The organism is Paramagnetospirillum magnetotacticum MS-1, from assembly GCF_000829825.1.
GTDB lineage: Bacteria > Pseudomonadota > Alphaproteobacteria > Rhodospirillales > Magnetospirillaceae > Phaeospirillum > Phaeospirillum magnetotacticum.
This window is the reverse complement of sequence record NZ_JXSL01000030.1, coordinates 1089831-1108118: the sequence shown is the minus strand read 5'-3', so window position 1 is coordinate 1108118 and position 18288 is coordinate 1089831. Positions and strand designations below refer to the sequence as shown.

21 protein-coding genes are annotated in these 18288 nt (G+C 64.2%); 9 read left to right on the top strand and 12 right to left on the bottom strand.

Annotation, left to right across the window (positions count from 1 at the left end):
• Positions 1-12: 12 nt before the first annotated feature.
• Positions 13-1467: a cytochrome-c oxidase, cbb3-type subunit I gene (gene ccoN, locus CCC_RS17765; protein ID WP_052473298.1), complete on the bottom strand. Its 1455-nt coding sequence runs from the start codon at positions 1465-1467 to the stop codon at positions 13-15.
• Between the two features lie 224 nt (positions 1468-1691).
• Here ccoN and CCC_RS17760 point away from each other — a divergent pair, with 224 nt between their 5' ends.
• The gene (locus CCC_RS17760; protein ID WP_052473296.1) at positions 1692-2897 is read left to right on the top strand and encodes a class I SAM-dependent rRNA methyltransferase; all 1206 of its coding nucleotides are present in this window, start codon (positions 1692-1694) and stop codon (positions 2895-2897) included.
• Between the two features lie 281 nt (positions 2898-3178).
• Positions 3179-3640, top strand: a complete 462-nt coding sequence (locus CCC_RS17755) for a helix-turn-helix domain-containing protein (protein ID WP_041042234.1) — start codon at positions 3179-3181, stop codon at positions 3638-3640.
• Between the two features lie 3 nt (positions 3641-3643).
• On the opposite strand, the gene CCC_RS17750 is transcribed toward CCC_RS17755, so the two are convergent.
• Positions 3644-4156 (bottom strand): HPP family protein, encoded by a 513-nt coding sequence (locus tag CCC_RS17750; RefSeq protein WP_009870376.1) that lies wholly within the window; start codon positions 4154-4156, stop codon positions 3644-3646.
• Between the two features lie 84 nt (positions 4157-4240).
• Here CCC_RS17750 and CCC_RS17745 point away from each other — a divergent pair, with 84 nt between their 5' ends.
• The gene (locus CCC_RS17745) at positions 4241-5572 is read left to right on the top strand and encodes an NCS2 family permease (protein WP_456095278.1); all 1332 of its coding nucleotides are present in this window, start codon (positions 4241-4243) and stop codon (positions 5570-5572) included.
• Positions 5573-5725: 153 nt separating this feature from the next.
• Here the strand turns inward: CCC_RS17745 and argB are convergent, their stop codons facing one another.
• The 6 genes from argB to rpmH are packed head-to-tail and all read right to left on the bottom strand — an operon-like array spanning position 5726 to position 9853.
• Entirely contained in the window at positions 5726-6646 is a 921-nt protein-coding gene (gene argB / locus CCC_RS17740; RefSeq protein WP_009870378.1) for an acetylglutamate kinase, read from the bottom strand.
• 13 nt (positions 6647-6659) lie between these two features.
• Positions 6660-7346, bottom strand: a complete 687-nt coding sequence (yihA, locus tag CCC_RS17735) for a ribosome biogenesis GTP-binding protein YihA/YsxC (protein WP_009870379.1) — start codon at positions 7344-7346, stop codon at positions 6660-6662.
• Positions 7313-9049 carry a membrane protein insertase YidC gene (gene yidC, locus CCC_RS17730; protein ID WP_009870380.1) on the bottom strand — a complete coding sequence of 579 codons (1737 nt, stop codon included), beginning with the start codon at positions 9047-9049 and terminating at the stop codon, positions 7313-7315. The genes yihA and yidC overlap by 34 nt, the downstream gene beginning before the upstream one ends.
• Before the next feature lie 6 nt (positions 9050-9055).
• Entirely contained in the window at positions 9056-9325 is a 270-nt protein-coding gene (gene yidD / locus CCC_RS17725; protein WP_009870381.1) for a membrane protein insertion efficiency factor YidD, read from the bottom strand.
• Positions 9322-9711: a ribonuclease P protein component gene (rnpA, locus tag CCC_RS17720; protein ID WP_041042232.1), complete on the bottom strand. Its 390-nt coding sequence runs from the start codon at positions 9709-9711 to the stop codon at positions 9322-9324. Before rnpA ends, yidD begins: the two co-directional genes overlap by 4 nt.
• Positions 9712-9718: 7 nt before the next feature.
• Positions 9719-9853, bottom strand: a complete 135-nt coding sequence (gene rpmH, locus CCC_RS17715) for a 50S ribosomal protein L34 (protein WP_008619694.1) — start codon at positions 9851-9853, stop codon at positions 9719-9721.
• A gap of 147 nt (positions 9854-10000) precedes the next feature.
• On the opposite strand from rpmH, the gene CCC_RS17710 reads away from it, so the two are divergent.
• The gene (locus CCC_RS17710) at positions 10001-10771 is read left to right on the top strand and encodes a methyltransferase domain-containing protein (protein ID WP_009870382.1); all 771 of its coding nucleotides are present in this window, start codon (positions 10001-10003) and stop codon (positions 10769-10771) included.
• A gap of 42 nt (positions 10772-10813) precedes the next feature.
• Here the strand turns inward: CCC_RS17710 and gluQRS are convergent, their stop codons facing one another.
• Positions 10814-11656 (bottom strand): tRNA glutamyl-Q(34) synthetase GluQRS, encoded by an 843-nt coding sequence (gluQRS, locus tag CCC_RS17705; protein ID WP_009870383.1) that lies wholly within the window; start codon positions 11654-11656, stop codon positions 10814-10816.
• 78 nt (positions 11657-11734) lie between these two features.
• Here gluQRS and CCC_RS17700 point away from each other — a divergent pair, with 78 nt between their 5' ends.
• Positions 11735-12406 (top strand): alpha/beta hydrolase, encoded by a 672-nt coding sequence (locus CCC_RS17700; RefSeq protein WP_041042230.1) that lies wholly within the window; start codon positions 11735-11737, stop codon positions 12404-12406.
• A gap of 157 nt (positions 12407-12563) precedes the next feature.
• Positions 12564-13130, top strand: coding sequence for an HNH endonuclease (locus tag CCC_RS17695; protein WP_009870385.1), 567 nt, complete (start codon positions 12564-12566; stop codon positions 13128-13130).
• A gap of 126 nt (positions 13131-13256) precedes the next feature.
• Here the strand turns inward: CCC_RS17695 and CCC_RS17690 are convergent, their stop codons facing one another.
• Positions 13257-14267 carry a polysaccharide deacetylase family protein gene (locus CCC_RS17690; RefSeq protein ID WP_052473294.1) on the bottom strand — a complete coding sequence of 337 codons (1011 nt, stop codon included), beginning with the start codon at positions 14265-14267 and terminating at the stop codon, positions 13257-13259.
• Positions 14268-14355: 88 nt separating this feature from the next.
• Between CCC_RS17690 and CCC_RS17685 the strand changes: the two genes are divergently transcribed.
• Complete coding sequence (locus tag CCC_RS17685; RefSeq protein ID WP_009870387.1) at positions 14356-14946, top strand: malonic semialdehyde reductase; 591 nt, start codon at positions 14356-14358, stop codon at positions 14944-14946.
• Positions 14947-14990: 44 nt separating this feature from the next.
• On the opposite strand, the gene CCC_RS17680 is transcribed toward CCC_RS17685, so the two are convergent.
• The gene (locus CCC_RS17680; protein ID WP_009870388.1) at positions 14991-15590 is read right to left on the bottom strand and encodes an HD domain-containing protein; all 600 of its coding nucleotides are present in this window, start codon (positions 15588-15590) and stop codon (positions 14991-14993) included.
• Complete coding sequence (locus CCC_RS17675; RefSeq protein WP_009870389.1) at positions 15587-16798, bottom strand: MFS transporter; 1212 nt, start codon at positions 16796-16798, stop codon at positions 15587-15589. The genes CCC_RS17680 and CCC_RS17675 overlap by 4 nt, the downstream gene beginning before the upstream one ends.
• Positions 16799-16972: 174 nt before the next feature.
• On the opposite strand from CCC_RS17675, the gene CCC_RS17670 reads away from it, so the two are divergent.
• A complete protein-coding gene (locus CCC_RS17670; protein WP_009870390.1) occupies positions 16973-17581 on the top strand; it encodes a 50S ribosomal protein L25/general stress protein Ctc in 609 nt (202 codons plus the stop codon).
• Positions 17582-18286, top strand: a complete 705-nt coding sequence (gene pth, locus CCC_RS17665; RefSeq protein ID WP_041042226.1) for an aminoacyl-tRNA hydrolase — start codon at positions 17582-17584, stop codon at positions 18284-18286. It begins immediately after the preceding gene.
• Positions 18287-18288 lie beyond the last annotated feature (2 nt).

The following is an 18288-nucleotide window of genomic DNA, read 5'->3' as shown; positions in this document are numbered from 1 at the left end:
GGTCGGGTCTCCTCAACGAGCCGCGCCGGCGGGGGAGGCAACAGCCTCGTCCGCAGCGACGTCACCCTTGATGGTCTTGATAACGTTGTAGACCATCACCAGCGAGCCGAGGACGAAGAGCAAGCCGCCCAGAGCACGGATCATGTAGTACGGACGCATGGCCTCGACAGTCTCGATGAACGAGTACTGCAAGAAACCGAGGCTGTCGTACGCACGCCACATGAGGCCCTGCATGATGCCGGAGATCCACATGGCAGTGATGTAGAAGACGATACCCACGGTAGCGATCCAGAAATGGACGCCCACCAGCTTCAGCGAGTACAGCTCCTTACGGCCCCACAGCTTGGGAACCAGATAGTACAGAGCGCCGAAGGAAACGAAGGCAACCCAGCCCAGAGCACCAGAGTGCACATGGCCAATGCCCCAGTCGGTGTAGTGCGACAGCGAGTTCACCGCCTTGATCGACATCATCGGACCTTCGAAGGTCGACATGCCGTAGAACGCCACCGAGGAGACCAGGAAGCGCATGACCGGGTCGGTCCGGAGCTTGTCCCAGGCGCCCGAGAGCGTCATCAGGCCGTTGATCATGCCGCTCCAGGAGGGCATCCACAGCATCACCGAGAAGGTCATGCCCAGAGTCTGCGCCCAATCGGGCAGAGCGGTGTAGTGCAGGTGGTGCGGACCAGCCCAGATATACAGGAAGATCAGCGCCCAGAAGTGCACGATGGACAGACGGTAGGAGTAGACCGGACGCTCGGCCCGCTTCGGCACGAAGTAGTACATGATGCCGAGGAAGCCGGCGGTCAGGAAGAAGCCCACCGCATTATGGCCGTACCACCACTGGGTCATGGCGTTCTGAACGCCACCGAAGACGTTGTAGCTCTTCATCCAGCTGCCGCCGAAGATGACGGCGGGAACGGCAATGTTGTTGCCCAGATGCAGCATCGCGATGGTCAGGATCATGGCGAAGAAGAACCAGTTGGCCACATAAATGTGGGGTTCCTTCCGCTTCATGATGGTGCCGGCGAAAGCGATCAGATAGGCCACCCAAATGACGGTGAGCCACAGATCGATCCACCACTCCGGCTCCGCATATTCCTGACCCTGGCTGAAGCCCAGCACATAGGTCAGAGCGGCGACGACGATCAGCGCCTGGAAGTTGAAGAAAATGAAGTTGCCCAAGCCAGCGCCGCCAAACAGGCTGGCACGGCAGGTGCGCTGCACGATGTACAGGGAAGTGGAGAAAAGAACGTTACCGCCGAACGCGAAGATCACGGCAGACGTGTGAACGGGACGCAGGCGCCCGAACGAGGTCCACTCGAGATCGAGGTTCAGAACGGGAAAGGCCAACTGCAGGGCGATGAAATCGCCCGCCAGGAAGCCCACGACGCCCCAGAAAATCGCGGCGATCGTGAACTTCTTGATCACGTCGTCGCGATAGGGCGTGGCTTCAGTGTTGATGCTCATGCCGAACTCCTGTTTCGACCGGAAAAGGGTCCACCCGAAGCATCCGGCCGGTCCATGGCAACACCATGCCCCCGGGGCCGATGGCGGCCGGTTGGTTCTTTGCTTCAAGTGTGCGCACTATGCCGACGGACGACAGGGCCGCCATTGACATATATCAAAGTATGGCGATTTTCAGGTGGTCCAAGCCCTTGGCTATAACGATTCCCGGACGTAGAGTGCCCGCCATGACACAAATTCATCCCGACCAGCCCGCCGCCCGTCCCGTGATCCGCCTGGCCAAGGGGCGCTCGAAGCGCCTACGGGCCGGTCATCCCTGGGTCTTTTCCAACGAGATCGAGATGGGCGCCGAGGCCAAGGCGCTGCCGCCCGGCAGCCTCGTCACCCTGATGGATGCGGGCGACGAGCGCCTGGGCGTGGCCACCTTCAACCCCCATTCGCTGATCGCCGCGCGCGTGCTGTCGCGCCGGGCCGCCGACACGGTGGATTCCTTGTTTCTGGCCGAACGGCTGAGCGCCGCCCTGGCCTTGCGCCAGAGCCTGTTCGAGACCCCCCATTACCGGCTGGTCCATTCCGAGGCCGACCGGCTGCCCGGCCTCATTATCGACCGCTACGGCGATGTGTTGGCGGTGCAGACCAATACCGCGGGCATGGAGAGTCTGCTGCCCGCTTTGCTCGACGCCCTGAAGACGGTCTTGGCGCCTCGCGCCGTGGTCCTGGTCAATGACAGCCCGGTGCGCAAGCTCGAAGGCCTGGAACAGCATCACGAGGTCGTCCTCGGCCAGGTGGATGGTCCGGTGGAACTGATGGAAAACGGCTGCCGCTTCGTCGCCGACCTGACCGGCGGCCAGAAGACCGGATGGTTCTTCGACCAGCGCGACAACCGCGCCTTTGTCGCCCGTCTGGCCAAAGGCCGCCGGGTACTCGACGTCTATACTTATGCGGGCGGCTTCGCCGTGCAGGCGGCCATGGCCGGTGCGGCCGAGACCGTCGCCGTGGACCGTTCCGAGCATTCCCTGGCCCTGGCCGATCAGGCGGCGCGCCTTAATGGTGTTGAAGTCCGCACCGTGCGCGCCGAGGCCTTCGCCGAAATGGAACGCATGGCCCTGGCGGGCGAGCGTTTCGGAGTAGTGGTCGCCGACCCGCCCGCCTTCGTCAAATCGCGCAAGGATCTAGGCGCCGGAGCCAAGGGCTACCGCAAGATGGCCCGCCTGGCCGCCGCCCTGGTGGAACCGGGCGGCTTCCTTCTCTGCGCCTCCTGCTCCCACCATATGCCAGCGGACACCTTCGCCGAGGAAATCGGCCATGGGCTGCATCTGGCCGGACGATCGGGCCGCATCCTGCGCAGTGCCGGAGCCGCCCCCGATCATCCCGTCCATCCCTGGCTACCCGAAAGCGCCTATCTCAAGGCTCAGCTTTTCCAGTTGGATTGAATAGCAGCGACCCAAAGCAAATAGCCAGCAGGCCTAACCTTAAGGCATACAGTAACCTTATCAATCGAAATCGGATGCCAAAGGGTGGGTTTAGAGCACATCCATTGGGTCTTCCCAGCACAGCCACCTCCAAACGGTTGTCAAATAGATAGAGTTTGAATCCGGGTGTGTGTATGTCGGGCTTACTTGTTGGTTTTTCCATTATTTCGGGCGATCTTTCCCCCTTGCCTTTGTGAAATTACTAGAGCAAGTATTGGGCGCTTCATGGATCAGAGGGAAACATGCCGCGCAGAAAGGCAAATCGAGGCCGCACACCGGCCGGGGCGCCCAATCCGATTGATGTCCATGTGGGCTCTCGCATGCGCCTGCGCCGGACGTTGCTGGGTCTCAGCCAGGAAAAACTTGGCGAGATGATCGGTCTTACCTTCCAGCAGGTGCAGAAATACGAACGCGGTGCCAATCGGATCAGCTGTTCGCGACTGTTCGATCTGTCGCGCTCGCTCGAGGTGACGATTTCCTATTTCTTCGAAGACATGGCCGAGGAGACCAAGGGGTTGTCGCCCGTGCAGATGGTGCGCGAGCCTCCCAAGGAGGAGCCCGCCGCCGCCGAGGCCGATCCCCGCCTGCGCCGCGAAACCCTGGAACTGGTGCGCAATTACTACAGCATCACTGATCCCGACGTGCGCCGCCGCATCTATGATCTGGCCAAGGCCCTATCCGATCGCGGCGGTTCAGAAGAGTAACCGTCAGCCGCCGCCCGCCGGATCCTGGATGGGCAGCGGATAGATCGCCCGAGGCGGCAGGCGGTGAATCAGCACGGCCACCGCCACCAAGGTGACCGCCCCGGCCAGCACCGGCAAAAGCAGAAATCCCCATCCCGGATGGCTCAGCATGACCACCAGCGGGTCGGCACCGGCTGGCGGATGGGTCAGCCGCAGGCCTGCCAGCACCACCATCACCACCGCCACCGAAAAGACCATGCTGATCCAGCCGCCCGGCAGGAATTGATCGAACAGCAATCCGATGGACGTGGCGATCAGGTGGCTGCCGATCACGCTGGCGGGTTGCGACAACGGTGATTCCGGCATTCCGAAGACCAGCACCGCCGAAGCGCCCAATGGGGCGGCCAGAAGCGGAGCCCCGCCCGCCTGATCCAGAAAGGCCACCACTCCCAAGGCCAGGACCACACCCAGACCGGCCTTGGCCCAACAGGGCAGGCACTGACGCGACTGATGGCGATGGATGAAGCGACGGGGCATGGGGTCTCCCTCTGGCCGGTTCGAAAAAGAGGGGCGAAAATACAACTTTATTCCCGAACTCTTCCATGATGAGGGTCAAGGGTGATGTCGATTCCGGAAAGCAAGGGATATGGAACCATGCTGGAACGCCTGTTTCATCTGTCCGGGCACCGGACCAGTCTTCGCACCGAGGCGCTGGCCGGGGCGACGACCTTTCTGACCATGGCCTATATCATCTTCGTCAATCCGGCCATGCTGGCCGAGACGGGTATGGACAAGGGGGCGGTCTTCGTCGCGACCTGTCTGGCGGCGGCGCTGGGCAGCATAGCCATGGGGCTACTGGCCAATTACCCCATCGCCCTGGCGCCTGGCATGGGGCTCAATGCCTATTTCACCTATGGCGTGGTCATCGGCATGGGCGTGCCCTGGCCGGTGGCGCTGGGCGCGGTCTTCGTCTCGGGCGTTCTGTTCCTGATCCTGGCGCTGACCAAGGTGCGCGAAGCCATCATCAATGCCGTGCCGCAATCCCTGAAACTGGCCATCTCGGCGGGAATCGGCCTGTTCCTGGGGCTGATCGCCTTTGAGAATGCGGGGCTGATCGAGGGCCATAAGGCAACGCTGATCACGCTGGGCCATCTCAACCGGCCCGAGCCCTTGCTAGCGGTGTGTGGCTTTATGGTGATGGTGGGTCTCGAGGCCCGCAAGGTGCCGGGCGCCATCATGATCGGCATTCTGGGCACGGCCGCGGCGGGCATGGCGCTGGGGGTCACGCCGTTCGGCGGCATCGCCGCCTGGCCGCCTTCCCTGGCCCCCACCTTCCTCAAGATGGATGTGGCGGGCGCGTTGAATCTGGGGCTGGTGACCATCGTCTTCGCCCTTCTGTTCGTGGATCTGTTCGACAATGCCGGAACCCTGATCGGCCTGGCCCATCGGGCGGGCATGCTGGACGAGCGGGGAAGGCTTCCACGCCTGGGCCGCGCCCTGATCGCCGATTCACTGGCGGCCATGGCGGGCGGGATCCTCGGCACCTCGACGACGACCAGCTATATCGAAAGCGCTTCGGGGATCAATGCCGGAGGCCGCTCCGGGCTTGCCGCCGTGGTCACGGGCCTCTTCTTCGTGGCCGCCCTGTTCCTGGCCCCCTTGGCGGCGGCCATTCCGGCCTATGCCACCGCACCGGCCCTGCTGTTCGTGGCCTGCCTGATGGCCCGTTCCCTGGCCGATATCGCCTGGGACGACATCACCGAGGCGGTGCCCGCCCTGGTAACGGCCCTGGCCATGCCCTTCACCTTTTCCATCGCCCACGGCATCAGTTTCGGCTTCATCACCTATGCGGCGGTCAAACTTCTGGGCGGCAAAGCGCGCGATGTCGGCCCGGCTGTATGGCTGCTGGCTGGGGCTTTCGTGCTGAAGTTCGTGCTGCTGGGCAGCGTTTAGGGATTATTCATGGAACACGGATGGACTCGGAGGCCGCTACGCGGCAGCACGGATGAACACGGACTTTTGAATAATCCTGTTCATCCGTGACGGCGCGATAGCGCCGCCTCCGTGTCCATCCGTGTGAATTGACGCGACCTAAGCCGTTCCGCCTCACCCAGCCTTGATCAGCGTGCCCACGCCGTGGGGGGTGAACAGTTCCAGCAAGATGGCGTGAGGAACACGCCCGTCCAGGATGACGGCGCCGTCCACGCCCTGATTGACCGCGTCCAGGCAGGTCTCCACCTTGGGGATCATGCCGCCCGAAATGGTGCCGTCGGCGATATAGGCATGGACCTGGGCGGCGGTCATTTCCGGGATCAGATTGCCCGACTTGTCCAGCACGCCCGCCACGTCGGTCAGCATGAGGAGACGCTTGGCGTTGGTGGCGCCCGCAATGGCGCCAGCGGCGGTGTCGGCGTTGATGTTATAGGTCTCGCCCGCGCCGCCCATGCCCACCGGAGCGATCACCGGGATGGTGTCGGACGTCTTGAACTGGTTGAGGATATGGGGATTGATCTCGGCGGGCTCACCCACAAAGCCCAGATCCAGGACCTTCTCGATATTGGAATCCGGGTCCTTCTTGGTGCGGCGCAGCTTGCGCGCCCGGATCAGATGACCATCCTTGCCCGACAGGCCCACGGCGAAACCGCCCGCCTCGTTGATGGCCGAGACGATCTGCTTGTTGATCTTGCCCGCCAGGATCATCTCCACCACCTCGACGGTGGCCTCGTCGGTATAGCGCAGGCCATCGACACGCGGCGTCTGGATATTCAGGCGCTTGAGCATGGCGTCGATCTGCGGACCGCCACCATGGACCACCACCGGATTGATGCCCACCTGCTTCAACAGCACCACGTCACGGGCGAAGAGGCGCGCCAGGTCGTCGGATTCCATGGCATGGCCGCCGAACTTGATGACCAGGGTCTCGTCATTGAACTGGCGCATGAAGGGCAGCGCCTCGGACAAGGTCTTGGCGCGGTCCAGCCAGGCCTTGCGGTCATGCAGGATATCGGCGGAGTCGGTGGTGCTCATGGAATCTGGCTCCTCAGGCGAGAGAGGCGAGTTCGGCGCGCAGTTCGGGGATGCCGGTTCCTTTTTCCGAACTGGTGACGATCAGGGAGGGATGGGCGGCGACGCGGGACTTGATTTCCTCGAGCGTCCTGGCCTGGACGGCGTCCAATTCGGAGGCCTTCAGCTTGTCGGCCTTGGTCAGGACCACCTGATAGACCACGGCGGCCTTGTCGAGCATCTTCATCATGTCGCGGTCGCTGTCTTTGAGCCCGTGGCGGGAATCCACCAGCACCACGGCGCGGCGTAGGACCGAGCGGCCCTTGAGGAAACCGTTGACCAGCCGGGTCCACTTCTCCACCAGCCCCTTGGGCGCCTGGGCGAAGCCATAGCCCGGCATGTCCACCAGCACCAGCCGTCCGCCCAGATTGAAGAAGTTCAGTTCCTGGGTGCGGCCCGGCGTGTTGGAGGTCCGCGCCAGGGTATTGCGGCCCGTGAGCGCGTTGATCAGCGAGGACTTGCCCACATTGGAGCGCCCGGCGAAGGCCACTTCGGTCAGCGTGGCGGCGGGAAGATGATCCAGGCCCGACGCACCCTGCATGAAGGTGCATTCACGCGCGAACAGCAAGCGGCCAGCCTCGATGAGGCTGGCCTTCTCGTTGTCGTCGCTGATGAGAGCGTCGCTCAGGGCTATTTCTCCTCGGCGCGCTTCATGATCACCCATTGCTGGAGGATCGACAGCGTATTGCTCCATGCCCAGTAGATCACCAGACCCGAGGCGAAATTGGCCAGCAGGAAGGTGAAGATCAGGGGCAGGAACTGCATCATCTTGGCCTGCACCGGATCGGTGGGCTGGGGATTGAGCTTCTGCTGCAAATACATGGTGATGCCCATGATCAGCGGCCAGACGCCCAGATGCATGATGTGGGGCGGCGTCCAGGGAATCAGGCCGAACAGGGTGAAGATGTTGGTGGGATCCTGGGCCGACAGGTCGCTGATCCAGCCGTAGAACGGCGCGTGGCGCATCTCGATGGTGACGAACAGCACCTTGTACAGCGCGAAGAACACCGGAATCTGCACCATGATGGGCAGGCAGCCCGAGACGGGATTGACCTTCTCGGCCTTATAAAGCGCCATCATCTCCTGCTGCAGACGCATCTTGTCGTCGGCGTAGCGGGCCTGGAGTTCCTGCACCTTGGGCTGCAGCTTCTTCATCTTGCCCATGGCCACATAGGACTTGTTGGCCAGCGGGAACATGGCGAGCTTCAAGATCACGGTCAGCGCCAGAATGGCCAGCCCCATATTGCCCAGCGCGCTGTGCAGCATCTGGAGCAGATAGAAGAAGGGCTTGGTCAGGAAGTAGAACCAGCCGAAATCGATGGCGAGGTCGAAACGGTCGATGCCGAACTTTTCGCCATAACCGTCCAGCAGGCTGACCTGCTTGGCGCCCGTGAACAGATGGAACCCGGCTTCCTCGGTCTTGCCCGCCTCGATCACGCGGGCCGGAGCCAGATAATCCACCTGATAGCGGTCGGCATTGCCCAGACGCTGATGCACGAAACGGCCAGTGATTTCGGTCTTGGCCGGGGGCACCAGGGCGGTCAGCCAGTACTTGTCGGTGATGCCCGCCCAGCCGCCGGTGGTCTTGTAGCGGGCCGAGCCTTCCTTCTTGAGGTCGTCGTACTTCATCTCCTTCAAGGTGCCGTCGAACACGCCGAGCGGGCCTTCGTGAAGGATATACATGCCCGCCACATGCGGCGTGCCGGTGCGGGCCAGCAGGGCATAAGGGTGAAGCGACGCCGCCTTGGTGCCGTAATTCTCGACGCGCTGGGTGACGCCGAACATATAGTTCTCGTCCACGGTATAGGTACGCACGAAGCGCAGTCCCTCGCCGTTGTCCCAGGTCAGAACCACGGGCGAAGCCTGGGTCAGCGGACCAGTGCCCTGGGCCTGCCACACGGATTCGGGCCCCGGAACCTTGACATTGGCATCGGTGGCGACCCAGCCGAACTCGGCCCAGTAGGGCTCGGGCGATTCGGCGGGCGACATCAGGTCGATCTCGGCGGAATCGGCGGCCGGGGTCTCGCGGTACTTGACCAGGGTGATGTCGTCGATGCGCGCGCCGGTCAGCGCGATGGAGCCATGCATGGACGGGGTCTGGATGGCGATGCGGCGGCTCTTGCCCAGCGCCTCGTTGCGCGAGGCGCCGGTCTGGGCGGCGGCGGCGGGCGTACCGGGCACCTGGGCCGGGCTGGATGCCGTGGCCGGGCTGGGCACATTGGCCGGAGCCGAAGCCTTGACCTCGGCGGCCTGCTGTTGCGCGGCCTGCTCCACCGGCGGCTTGGCCGTCGGGAAGAAGTACTGCCAGCCGATCAGGATGGCGACCGAAATGGCGATGGCGACGAAGAGATTGCGCTGGTCGTTCATGTCATCCTATTCCGGCAGTCGCGACGGACACAAAGTGCCGCCTCTTTCGGTATGAGCGGGAGGAACGGGGTCATAGCCGCCGTCGTTCCAGGGGTGGCAGCGGCAGATACGTTTCAGGCCAAGCCAGGAGCCGCCCACGGGTCCGTGGTCACGGATGGCCTGCATAGCATAGGCGGAGCATGACGGCGTGAACCGGCAGCTGGCCGGCAGCACCGGGCTCAGCAGCAGCTGGTACAGGCGGATCAGGCCGCGCATCACCAGACCGATGGGGTTCATGTTTCCGCCTGCTCTGTTACGGGCGCCACTTTTTGCAGCGCGCCGACACGTTTTAACGCCGCCAGCAAATCCTGCAAGAGAAGAGAATATGGCCGTTCCAGCGTCTCCTTGCGCCCGATCACCACGTAATCGAGGCCAGCAACGGCATGAGCCGGAAAAACCTGGGCCACCGCTTCCCGAAGCCTGCGTCTGGCCCGGTTACGGCATACCGAATTGCCCACCTTCTTGGAAACGGTGAAGCCGACCCTGATCGAGTCGGCTTGCAGATCCGTTCCGGATGCGGGCGCGGCCTGAAGAATCAGACCCGGCGCCGCCCACTTTCGTCTCAAGGCCGCGACACGCAGGAAATCGGCCCGTTTCTTCAGCCGATCAAGCCGCGCGGCCATGTAAGACCTAAGCAGACAGCTTCTTGCGGCCCTGGCGGCGGCGGTTGGCGATGACCTTGCGGCCACCGACAGTGGCCATACGAGCGCGGAAGCCGTGGCGGCGGGCGCGGACGAGCTTGCTCGGCTGATAGGTACGCTTCACGGGAGGTACTCCAAACTGAACGGACTTGAAAATGAGCGGACGTGTATAAGCTGGGCGAACCGAAGAGTCAACGCCGGGTTTGTACCGGTTGAAGTGGCCGCGCATCCCGCTACACTGCTGGGGTTCGGAAATGCAGGAGCAGCCGCCATGGCCTGGGACCCCGCCATTTATTCCGCCTTCGCCCAGCCACGCCTGCGCCCGGCGCTCGACCTGATGGCGCGCATCGATCTGGCCGATGCGCGCCGCGTGGTGGATCTGGGCTGCGGCACCGGCAATGTGACCCGCATCCTCAAGGAGCGCTGGGCCGAAGCCGATGTCATCGGCATCGATTCCTCACCCGAAATGCTGATGACGGCGCGCGATCACGGCGGCGCGGTGCGCTATCTCCTCACCGACGCCGCATCCTGGGCGGACAGTGGCGGCGAGGTGGATATCCTGTTCTCCAACGCCGCTCTGCACTGGCTGGACGGGCACGAGACCCTGTTTCCCAAGCTGATGGAACGGGTGAGTCCGGGCGGCGTGCTGGCGGTGCAGATGCCGCACAACCACTACGCCGCGTCGCACACCATCATGGCCGAGGCCGCCGCCGCCGGGCCATGGGCCGAGACGTTGGCTCCTCTCGCCGCCCGCTTTCCCGTGGGCGAGCCCTCCTTTTATTACGACCTGCTGGCCCCTCATTCAGCCCAGATCGACATCTGGGAGACCGAGTATCTGCATGTGCTCGAAGGCGACAACCCGGTGGTGACCTGGACCAAGGGCACCGCGCTGCGCCCGCTGATGGATGCCGTGGAGGGCGCCTGGGCCACCGGCTTTCTGGCCGAATACGCCAAACGTATCCAGGCCGCCTATCCGCCGCGCGCCGACGGCCGGACCCTTCTGCCCTTCCGCCGCCTGTTCATGGTGGCGCATAAGGGCTAAGGCGATGGGTTTTGCCGTGTTCCCGCCCCGGCTGGTCGCCAATTATTTCCCCCCGAACCCCGCCAGGGCACGAACCTCGTGCGGCGTGCGGCCTGCCTCGCGCAGGGCCTTCAGCGTCAGCGAACGGTCGCGCTTGGCATAGCGCCGCCCGCTCTCGTCGGTAAGCAGGCGGTGATGGCGATAGTCGGGCACGGCCAGACCGAGCAGAGACTGCAGCAGCCGGTGCACATGGGTGGCCTCGAACAGATCCTGGCCCCGCGTCACCAGGGTGACCCCTTGCAGTGCATCGTCCACGGTCACCGCCAGATGATAGCTGGCCGGAATGTCCTTGCGCGCCAGCACCACATCGCCGAACAACTCTGGCCGGGCGATCTGCTCGCCCTGGTCCCGATCATGCCAGACCAGGGGCCCGGCACGGCGCACCGCCTCGGCCATGTCCAAGCGCAGGGCGAAGGATTGCCCCGATTCCCGCCGCGCCGTCCGCTCGGCTTGGGAAAGAAGGCGGCAATGACCGGGATAGAGCGGGCCATCGGGGCCGTGGGGGGCGTTACCGGCGCCTTCGACCTCGCGGGCGATGTCCTTGCGCGTGCAAAAGCAGGGATAGAGCAGACCCATGGCGTCGATTCGGTCCAGGGCGGCGCGATAGTCCTCGAAATGCTCTGACTGAATACGCACCGGCTCTTCCCAGTCCAGGCCCAGCCAGGAAAGATCGGCGCGGATTGCTTGGGTGAATTCGGGGCGGCAGCGGGTGCGGTCGATATCTTCGATGCGCAACAAGAATCGTCCCCTCGCTCCCTGTGCCTCGGCGAAGGCGAACAGGGCGGAATGGGCGTGGCCCAGATGCAGTTCTCCGGTGGGAGAGGGGGCGAAGCGGGTAATGGTCACACTAAGGCGTCAGCTTTGACGGGACAGTTGCGGTGAACCATACCATAATGACTCCAAATCGTGACGTCAGGAGCCAATATGTCCAGTCCGTCTCCCGTGAAACTGTCCGGTCCCTCGGTGGAGCCCGCCTCGGGCGGACCCGCCGCCCAGCTGGTGGTCCTGTTGCATGGCGTGGGGGTCGATGGTTCCGACCTCATTGAACTGGCGCCGTTCTTCGCCACCATCCTGCCCGATGCGGCTTTCGTGGCTCCCGACGCGCCCTTCGCCTTTGACATGGCGCCGTTCGGCCGCCAGTGGTTCAGCCTTCAGGACCGCGCCATTCCCGCCATTTCGGCTGGCGTCCGGGCCACCGCCCCCATCCTCGAAGCCTATATCGACGAACAGACCGCCCTGTGGGGCGTGCAGCCCTCGGACGTGGCGCTGATCGGCTTCAGCCAGGGGACCATGATGGCGTTGCATGTCGCGCTGCGCCGCGCCGTTGCCCCTGCGGCGGTGGTGGGCTTCTCCGGCGCCCTGGTCGATCCCGACACCCTGGCCAAGGAGATCACCGCCCGGCCCCGCACCCTGCTGATTCACGGCGAGGATGACGAGGTGGTCAATCCCAACTGTCTGAAGGCCGCCGAACAGGCCCTGGCCGCCGTCGGCGTGCCAGTCCTGACCGAGTTGCGGCCCGGTTTGGGCCACGGCATCGATGGTCCCGGCGCCCAGATGGCGCTGGGCTTCCTGGGCCAGGTCTTCGGCATTTCCTGAACACCTACGTAACCCAACCATCACGAAAAGGGGTATGGAACAACAATAGCGGATACTATATTTTGTGAATGTCTCTCGTTGAAAGGGAGAAGGGTTTGCTTGCTTTTGACAGCCATCCTTCCCTGACGCCCGCGGCTCCCCGCCGGGGAGGTTCACCGTGAGCCATCTCGGCCTGCCTGGGTTGAAGACCCTTGTCCTCAACGCCGATATGCAGCCCCTGAGCTGGGGACCGCTGTCGGTGTGGTCGTGGCAGGATGCCCTGGTCGCCGTCCTCAAGGACCGCGTCCATCAGGTCTGCGCCTATGAACTGGTGGTGAGATCGGCCAGCCGGTCGTTCCAGATCCCCTCGGTGGTGGCGCTCAAGGATTATCATCGCCGCAAAAGCGTCTCGTTCACGCGCTATCACGTCTTTCTGAGGGACGGATTTCGCTGTCAGTACTGCGGCAAGGTCTTCGATACCCGCGACCTCACCTTCGACCATGTGATCCCCCGGTCCAAGGGCGGCAAGACCACCTGGGACAACATCGTCACCTGCTGCGCCGCCGACAATCTGCGCAAGGGCGCCAAATCCCTGCGCGAGGCGGGCATGCATCTGAACCGCAGGCCCTTCACCCCCACGCCCTACCAGATGGATGTGGCGGCCAAGCACTGCGCCCATGTGAAGGACGAGCTTCACGAGACCTGGATGGATTTCCTCTACTGGGACGCGGCCCTCGAGGAATAGGGCCTGAAGGCCAATGCCCTCAATCGCCGGGCGCGCCCTCCGGGTCGCTTGGCTTCCGCCGCATAAGCGGCGCGGCCCTTTGGGCCTATCCGACCTGCGATGAGTTTCACTCATCTCAAGTCGGCCTCAGGGCACCGCGAATTGCCAGCCGAACCAGCGCCAGCGCCCCTCCAGGGCGGGAACGGTGCAGTTCAGCCGCCCCCGGCCCGAGGGAATGGGCTTGGACATGCGCACTTCCACGCGCGGCCCCAGGCGCTCCACCTTGACCTGACCCTGATGGGAGGCAAAGCACGACAGCCCGTCGATGCCGGGCACGTCCTCGGCCAGGGTAAAGCCGAAGGCGGGCGGATTGACCTTGATGGCGGGATCTTCCGGGGTGATGTCCACCGCGGGCAGGGGCAGCGAGCGCACCGACAGCCGGAAGCGCTGCATATCGCCATAGGCCGAGCTTTGGACGAAGCGCGGCAGGAAGAACGGATCGCCCTTGGCCCAGGCGGCGCCCGAATGCTGGCCGAAGGCAGCGGCGATGCCAGAGCGGCGCAGCACATCCTCGGCCTCGGCGCTGGCCTCGCCCCAGGGCCAGGCGAACAGTTCGGTGGACTTGCCCAGTTCCTTGTCCAGGCGGGCCTTGGCGCGGACCAGATCGGCGGAGATCTGTTCGCTTGAAACCTTGGACATGCGCAGCCGCGCCGCGCCCTGCACGCCGATCTCCACGCCAGCCGCCGCGAGGTCGCGAATTTGACCCCAGGTCATCACCTCGGGCCCGCCGCGATCCACCTCGTCAGTGGCCAGGAACAAGGTGACGGGCAGACCCGCCTTCTTCAGCAGCGGCCATGCCCCGGCATAAAACCCCGCCGAAGCTTCGTCCACGGTAATGGCCACCGCCTTGTCCGGCAGGGCGCGGCCAGCGCGCAGGGCCGAGACCATCTCGGCCAGGGGCAGCACCGCATAGCCTCCGGATTTCAACTCGGCCACATGGGCGGCCAACAACTCGGTGGTGGTGTTCAGCGCCGGGACCCGGTCGTCGTCAAAGCGGTGATAGGCCAGCACCACGGCGGACTCGGCCGCCCTTGCGGCGGAATTGGGAACCAGCGATGCCAGGCACAGCAACAACGCCAAGACAACAGACTGTTTCAAAATAACCCCCTGTTTGGCCCCCCTCTCGGAGCCTACATTGTGGATGTTTGCCCCATTCGCGGGTGAAACTTCAAGAGGAGAGGCGGATATGAGCGGTGATCTCGATCAGGCGACCATGGACAGGCTGTTCGCCAAGGCCCGCACCTACTCGAAATTCACGAAGGCTCCGGTCTCCGACGATCTGCTGCGCCAAGCCTGGGATCTGGCCCGCATGGGGCCCACCAGCGTCAACTGCCAGCCCATGCGTGTCGTCTTCGTGCGCTCATCCGCAGCCAAGGAACGGCTGAAGCCCGCCCTGGCGCCCGGCAATCTGGACAAGACCATGGCCGCTCCGGTCACCGCCATCATCGCCCATGACATGGAGTTCTACGAGCAACTCCCCAAGCTGTTCCCCCATGCGGATGCGCGGGCGTGGTTCGTGGGCAACGAGGCCATGATCCAGTCCACCGCCTTCCGGAATGGAACATTGCAGGGCGCCTATTTCATCCTGGCGCTGCGCGCAATCGGCCTGGATTGCGGCCCCATGAGCGGCTTCGACAACGCCAAGCTGGACGAAGCCTTCTTCAAGGGCACCACACTGCGCTCCAACTTCCTGGTCAATATCGGCCATGGCGATGCCGCCGGACTGTATCCCAGGGGCCCGCGCCTGGATTTCGACGAGGCATGCCGGGTGGAGTGAACGGCGCGAACCGTCTGCGGCTCAGCCCAAAGGAGAGACAAGCGCTAAGGCGCCAGATAGCCTCGCCGCACCGCCTCGTCCACCAGGGCGCGGGCATAGGCGCCCAATCTCTTTGAGCCTGCCTCGATGCGGGGCAGAAGCTTGTCCACCTTGGCCCGCGTGACGCCATGGGGCTTCCAGGTGCCGCCCTCGGTCTCGAAATTGTGAAGCAGCGGCTGGAGACGGTCCAGCGCGTCGGCGAAGCGGGCATCCGCCGTCTCCCGCGCTTCGTATTCCTGCCACAGGGCAGAGTATTCGGCGGCCTGATCGGGGGGCAGCAGGCCGAACAGGCGCGCTGCCGCCTTGCGCTCCCGCTCCTCCTTGTCCTCATTCCCGGCCTCGTCATGAATAAAGGTGTCGCCGGCATCGATCTCGACGATGTCGTGGATCAGCAGCATGCGGGCCACCCGGCCGATCTGCACTGCCTCGTCGGCATATTCGGCCAACAGGAAGGCCATGGTGGCGATGTGCCAGGAATGCTCGGCATCGTTTTCCCTGCGCGACGAATCGGTGAGAAGGGTCTGGCGCAGGATGGTCTTCAGCTTGTCGATCTCGACCACGAAGCTCATCTGGGCGGCAAGGCGGGACTCGGGGAAAGGGATCATGCTCCGCTCCGGGGCAATTCGAACTTCAGCAAGGCGGGAAAGCGCCACGCCCACAGCCCCGCCACCACCAGGCAACCCACGCCGCCCAATACCACGGCGGGCACGGTGCCCAGCAGGGCGGCGGCCACACCGGATTCGAACTCGCCCAGTTCGTTGGAGGCGGTGATGAAGACCAGATTGACGGCGCTGACCCGGCCGCGCATGTCGTCGGGGGTGTTGATCTGCACCAAGGTCTGACGCAGCACCACGCTGACCATATCGGCGGCGCCCAACACTGCCAGGGCAGCCATGGACAGCGGAAAACTGGTGGACAGGCCGAAGACCACGGTGCCCAGCCCGAACAGCGCCACGGCGATGAACAGCTTGTGCCCCGCATGGCGTTCGGGCGGGCGATGGGCCAGCCAGAGGGCGGAGAGCGCCGCCCCCGCCGCCGGGGCGCTGCGCAACAGGCCCAGGCCCAGCGGCCCGGTCATCAATATGTCGCGGGCATAGATGGGCAGCAAGGCGGTGGCGCCGCCCAGCAGCACGGCGAACAGGTCCAGCGAGATGGAGCCCAGAATCTCGGGACGGCTTTTCACGAAGCGGATGCCGTCGAAGATATGGCTCCGCTCGCCCCTTTCCTGCGCGGGCATGGGATCGAGCAGAAAGGCGGCGATGCTGGCCCCGGCCAGCAGGAGGGTGGCGGTGGCGAACACCGCCGCCGGGCCCAGGGCGTAAAGCAGGCCGCCGATGGCCGGGCCGACGATCACCGAGATCTGCCAGACCGTGGAGTTCAGCGCCACGGCGCGGCTGAGCAGGTGGCGGTCGACCAGCATGGCGGTCATGGATTGGCCCGCCGGAGCCCAGAAGGCCCGCACCGCGCCCAGCAGGGCCATCACAGCGAAGATGGCATGCAGGCCGGGCCTGCCCGAAAGGCTGAGTGCCAATAGACCACCCATGGCCAGCATGGTGAGCAACGTGGCCGAGAGCAGGATAAGGCGGCGGTCAACCCGGTCGGCCAGATGGCCGCCGGGCAAGGTGAGCCCCAGGGCGGGAACGAACTGGGCCAGTCCGACCAGACCCAGTTGCAGCGGATCGTTGGAAATATCATAGACCAGCCATCCCACCGCCACCGTGGCCATCTGCTGGGCCAGGGACGATAACAGCCGGGCCAAGAGGAACCACCGGAACCGCCTCAGCGCCAGGACGTCGCGCGCCGACCCCGTCATCGCGGACGGCTGAAATCGAAGGGTGGGAAGGCAAGAGTCATGGGCTCGACCTTAAATCAGCGGAACGAAAGGAGTCTAGATACCCTTGCCAACCGGGCGCAACCGGTGTAAACGACCCGCTTCCGCGTGGCACCCCTGGAGGCCGCGCTCATATACGTTTGTCAGGAGAGAACAATGTCCGAAGCAATCGCCATCGCCGCCGAGCTGCGCGACGGAAGCGGAAAGGGGGCCGCCCGTGCCACTCGTCGTGCCGGTAAGGTTCCCGGTGTCATCTATGGTGACAAGAAGGCCGCCATCTGCATTCAGATGGACCCCCGCGTGGTTTGGGCCCAGATCAGCAAGACTGGTTTCTTCACCCAGCTGTTCAATGTCGATCTCGGCAAGGACGGCAAGCATCTGTGCCTGGCCCGCGACGTCCAGATGCATCCGGTGTCCGACCAGCCGATCCATGTGGACTTCATGCGCGTCTCGGCTGACCACGCCATCCATGTGAAGGTGCCGGTCCACTTCACCAACGAAGCCAAGTCCCCGGGCATCAAGAAGGGCGGCGTGCTGAACGTCGAGCTGCACGAAATCGAGATTACCTGCAGCCCCGAAGACATCCCGCACGAGATCCTCATCGATCTCGACGGCATGGAGATCGGCGCTTCGGTCCATCTGAAGGATCTGAAGCTGCCCGCCGGCGCCAAGCCCTACCATGTGGCGAGCGGCGCCACCGTGGCCTCTATCGCGGCTCCCACCGTTGCCCGCGCCGAGACCACCGAGACCGAGGCTGCCGACTAAATGATCCTGCTGGTCGGACTGGGCAATCCCGGCTCCGACTATGCCAGGAATCGGCACAATATCGGGTTCATGGCGGCGGACGTGATCGTCCGCCGCCATTCCTTTGGGCCGTGGCGCGCCAAGTTTCAGGGCGAAGTGGCCGAAGGAGTCATCGAAGGCCGGAAGGTCATCGCCTTGAAGCCCCAGACCTATATGAATCTGTCGGGCCAGTCGGTGGCGGCGGCTTCGCGCTTTCTCAAGGTGCCGGTGGATGACATCGTCGTGCTACATGACGAGCTGGACATCGCGCCGGGCCGTCTCAAGGTCAAGCGCGGCGGCGGCGCGGGCGGCCATAACGGGCTGAAAAGCATCGACTCCCATCTGGGGCAGAATTACCGCCGGGTCCGCATGGGCATCGGCCATCCCGGCGACCGCGATCTGGTGTCGGGTTACGTCCTGCACGACTTTGCCAAGGCGGACGAGGCCTGGTTGATCCCCGTTCTCGACGCGGTGGCCGATACATTTCCCATGCTGGTCTCGGGCGACGATACCGGCTTCATGACCCGCGTGGCCCATCTCACCGCGCCGCCCAAACCGAAAAAGGAAAAGCCCGCCGCCGAGGCGGCGCCTGCCTCCGCTCCGGCATCCGTTTCCCCCCCGCCGTCCGCAGGCAGCCTCGCCGAGGCGCTGAAGGCGGCCATGATCAAGATCACCAGGAAGGACTGAGT

Bases quoted from the DNA above. Each gene is read 5' to 3' on its own strand.
- ccoN (WP_052473298.1), bottom strand. From the start codon at position 1,467: ATGAGCATCAACACTGAAGCCACGCCCTATCGCGACGACGTGATCAAG.
- CCC_RS17760 (WP_052473296.1), top strand. From the start codon at position 1,692: ATGACACAAATTCATCCCGACCAGCCCGCCGCCCGTCCCGTGATCCGC.
- CCC_RS17755 (WP_041042234.1), top strand. From the start codon at position 3,179: ATGCCGCGCAGAAAGGCAAATCGAGGCCGCACACCGGCCGGGGCGCCC.
- CCC_RS17750 (WP_009870376.1), bottom strand. From the start codon at position 4,156: ATGCCCCGTCGCTTCATCCATCGCCATCAGTCGCGTCAGTGCCTGCCC.
- CCC_RS17745 (WP_456095278.1), top strand. From the start codon at position 4,241: ATGTCGATTCCGGAAAGCAAGGGATATGGAACCATGCTGGAACGCCTG.
- argB (WP_009870378.1), bottom strand. From the start codon at position 6,646: ATGAGCACCACCGACTCCGCCGATATCCTGCATGACCGCAAGGCCTGG.
- yihA (WP_009870379.1), bottom strand. From the start codon at position 7,346: ATGGGTGATCATGAAGCGCGCCGAGGAGAAATAGCCCTGAGCGACGCT.
- yidC (WP_009870380.1), bottom strand. From the start codon at position 9,049: ATGAACGACCAGCGCAATCTCTTCGTCGCCATCGCCATTTCGGTCGCC.
- yidD (WP_009870381.1), bottom strand. From the start codon at position 9,325: ATGAACCCCATCGGTCTGGTGATGCGCGGCCTGATCCGCCTGTACCAG.
- rnpA (WP_041042232.1), bottom strand. From the start codon at position 9,711: ATGGCCGCGCGGCTTGATCGGCTGAAGAAACGGGCCGATTTCCTGCGT.
- CCC_RS17710 (WP_009870382.1), top strand. From the start codon at position 10,001: ATGGCCTGGGACCCCGCCATTTATTCCGCCTTCGCCCAGCCACGCCTG.
- CCC_RS17700 (WP_041042230.1), top strand. From the start codon at position 11,735: ATGTCCAGTCCGTCTCCCGTGAAACTGTCCGGTCCCTCGGTGGAGCCC.
- CCC_RS17685 (WP_009870387.1), top strand. From the start codon at position 14,356: ATGAGCGGTGATCTCGATCAGGCGACCATGGACAGGCTGTTCGCCAAG.
- CCC_RS17680 (WP_009870388.1), bottom strand. From the start codon at position 15,590: ATGATCCCTTTCCCCGAGTCCCGCCTTGCCGCCCAGATGAGCTTCGTG.
- CCC_RS17675 (WP_009870389.1), bottom strand. From the start codon at position 16,798: ATGACGGGGTCGGCGCGCGACGTCCTGGCGCTGAGGCGGTTCCGGTGG.
- CCC_RS17670 (WP_009870390.1), top strand. From the start codon at position 16,973: ATGTCCGAAGCAATCGCCATCGCCGCCGAGCTGCGCGACGGAAGCGGA.
- pth (WP_041042226.1), top strand. From the start codon at position 17,582: ATGATCCTGCTGGTCGGACTGGGCAATCCCGGCTCCGACTATGCCAGG.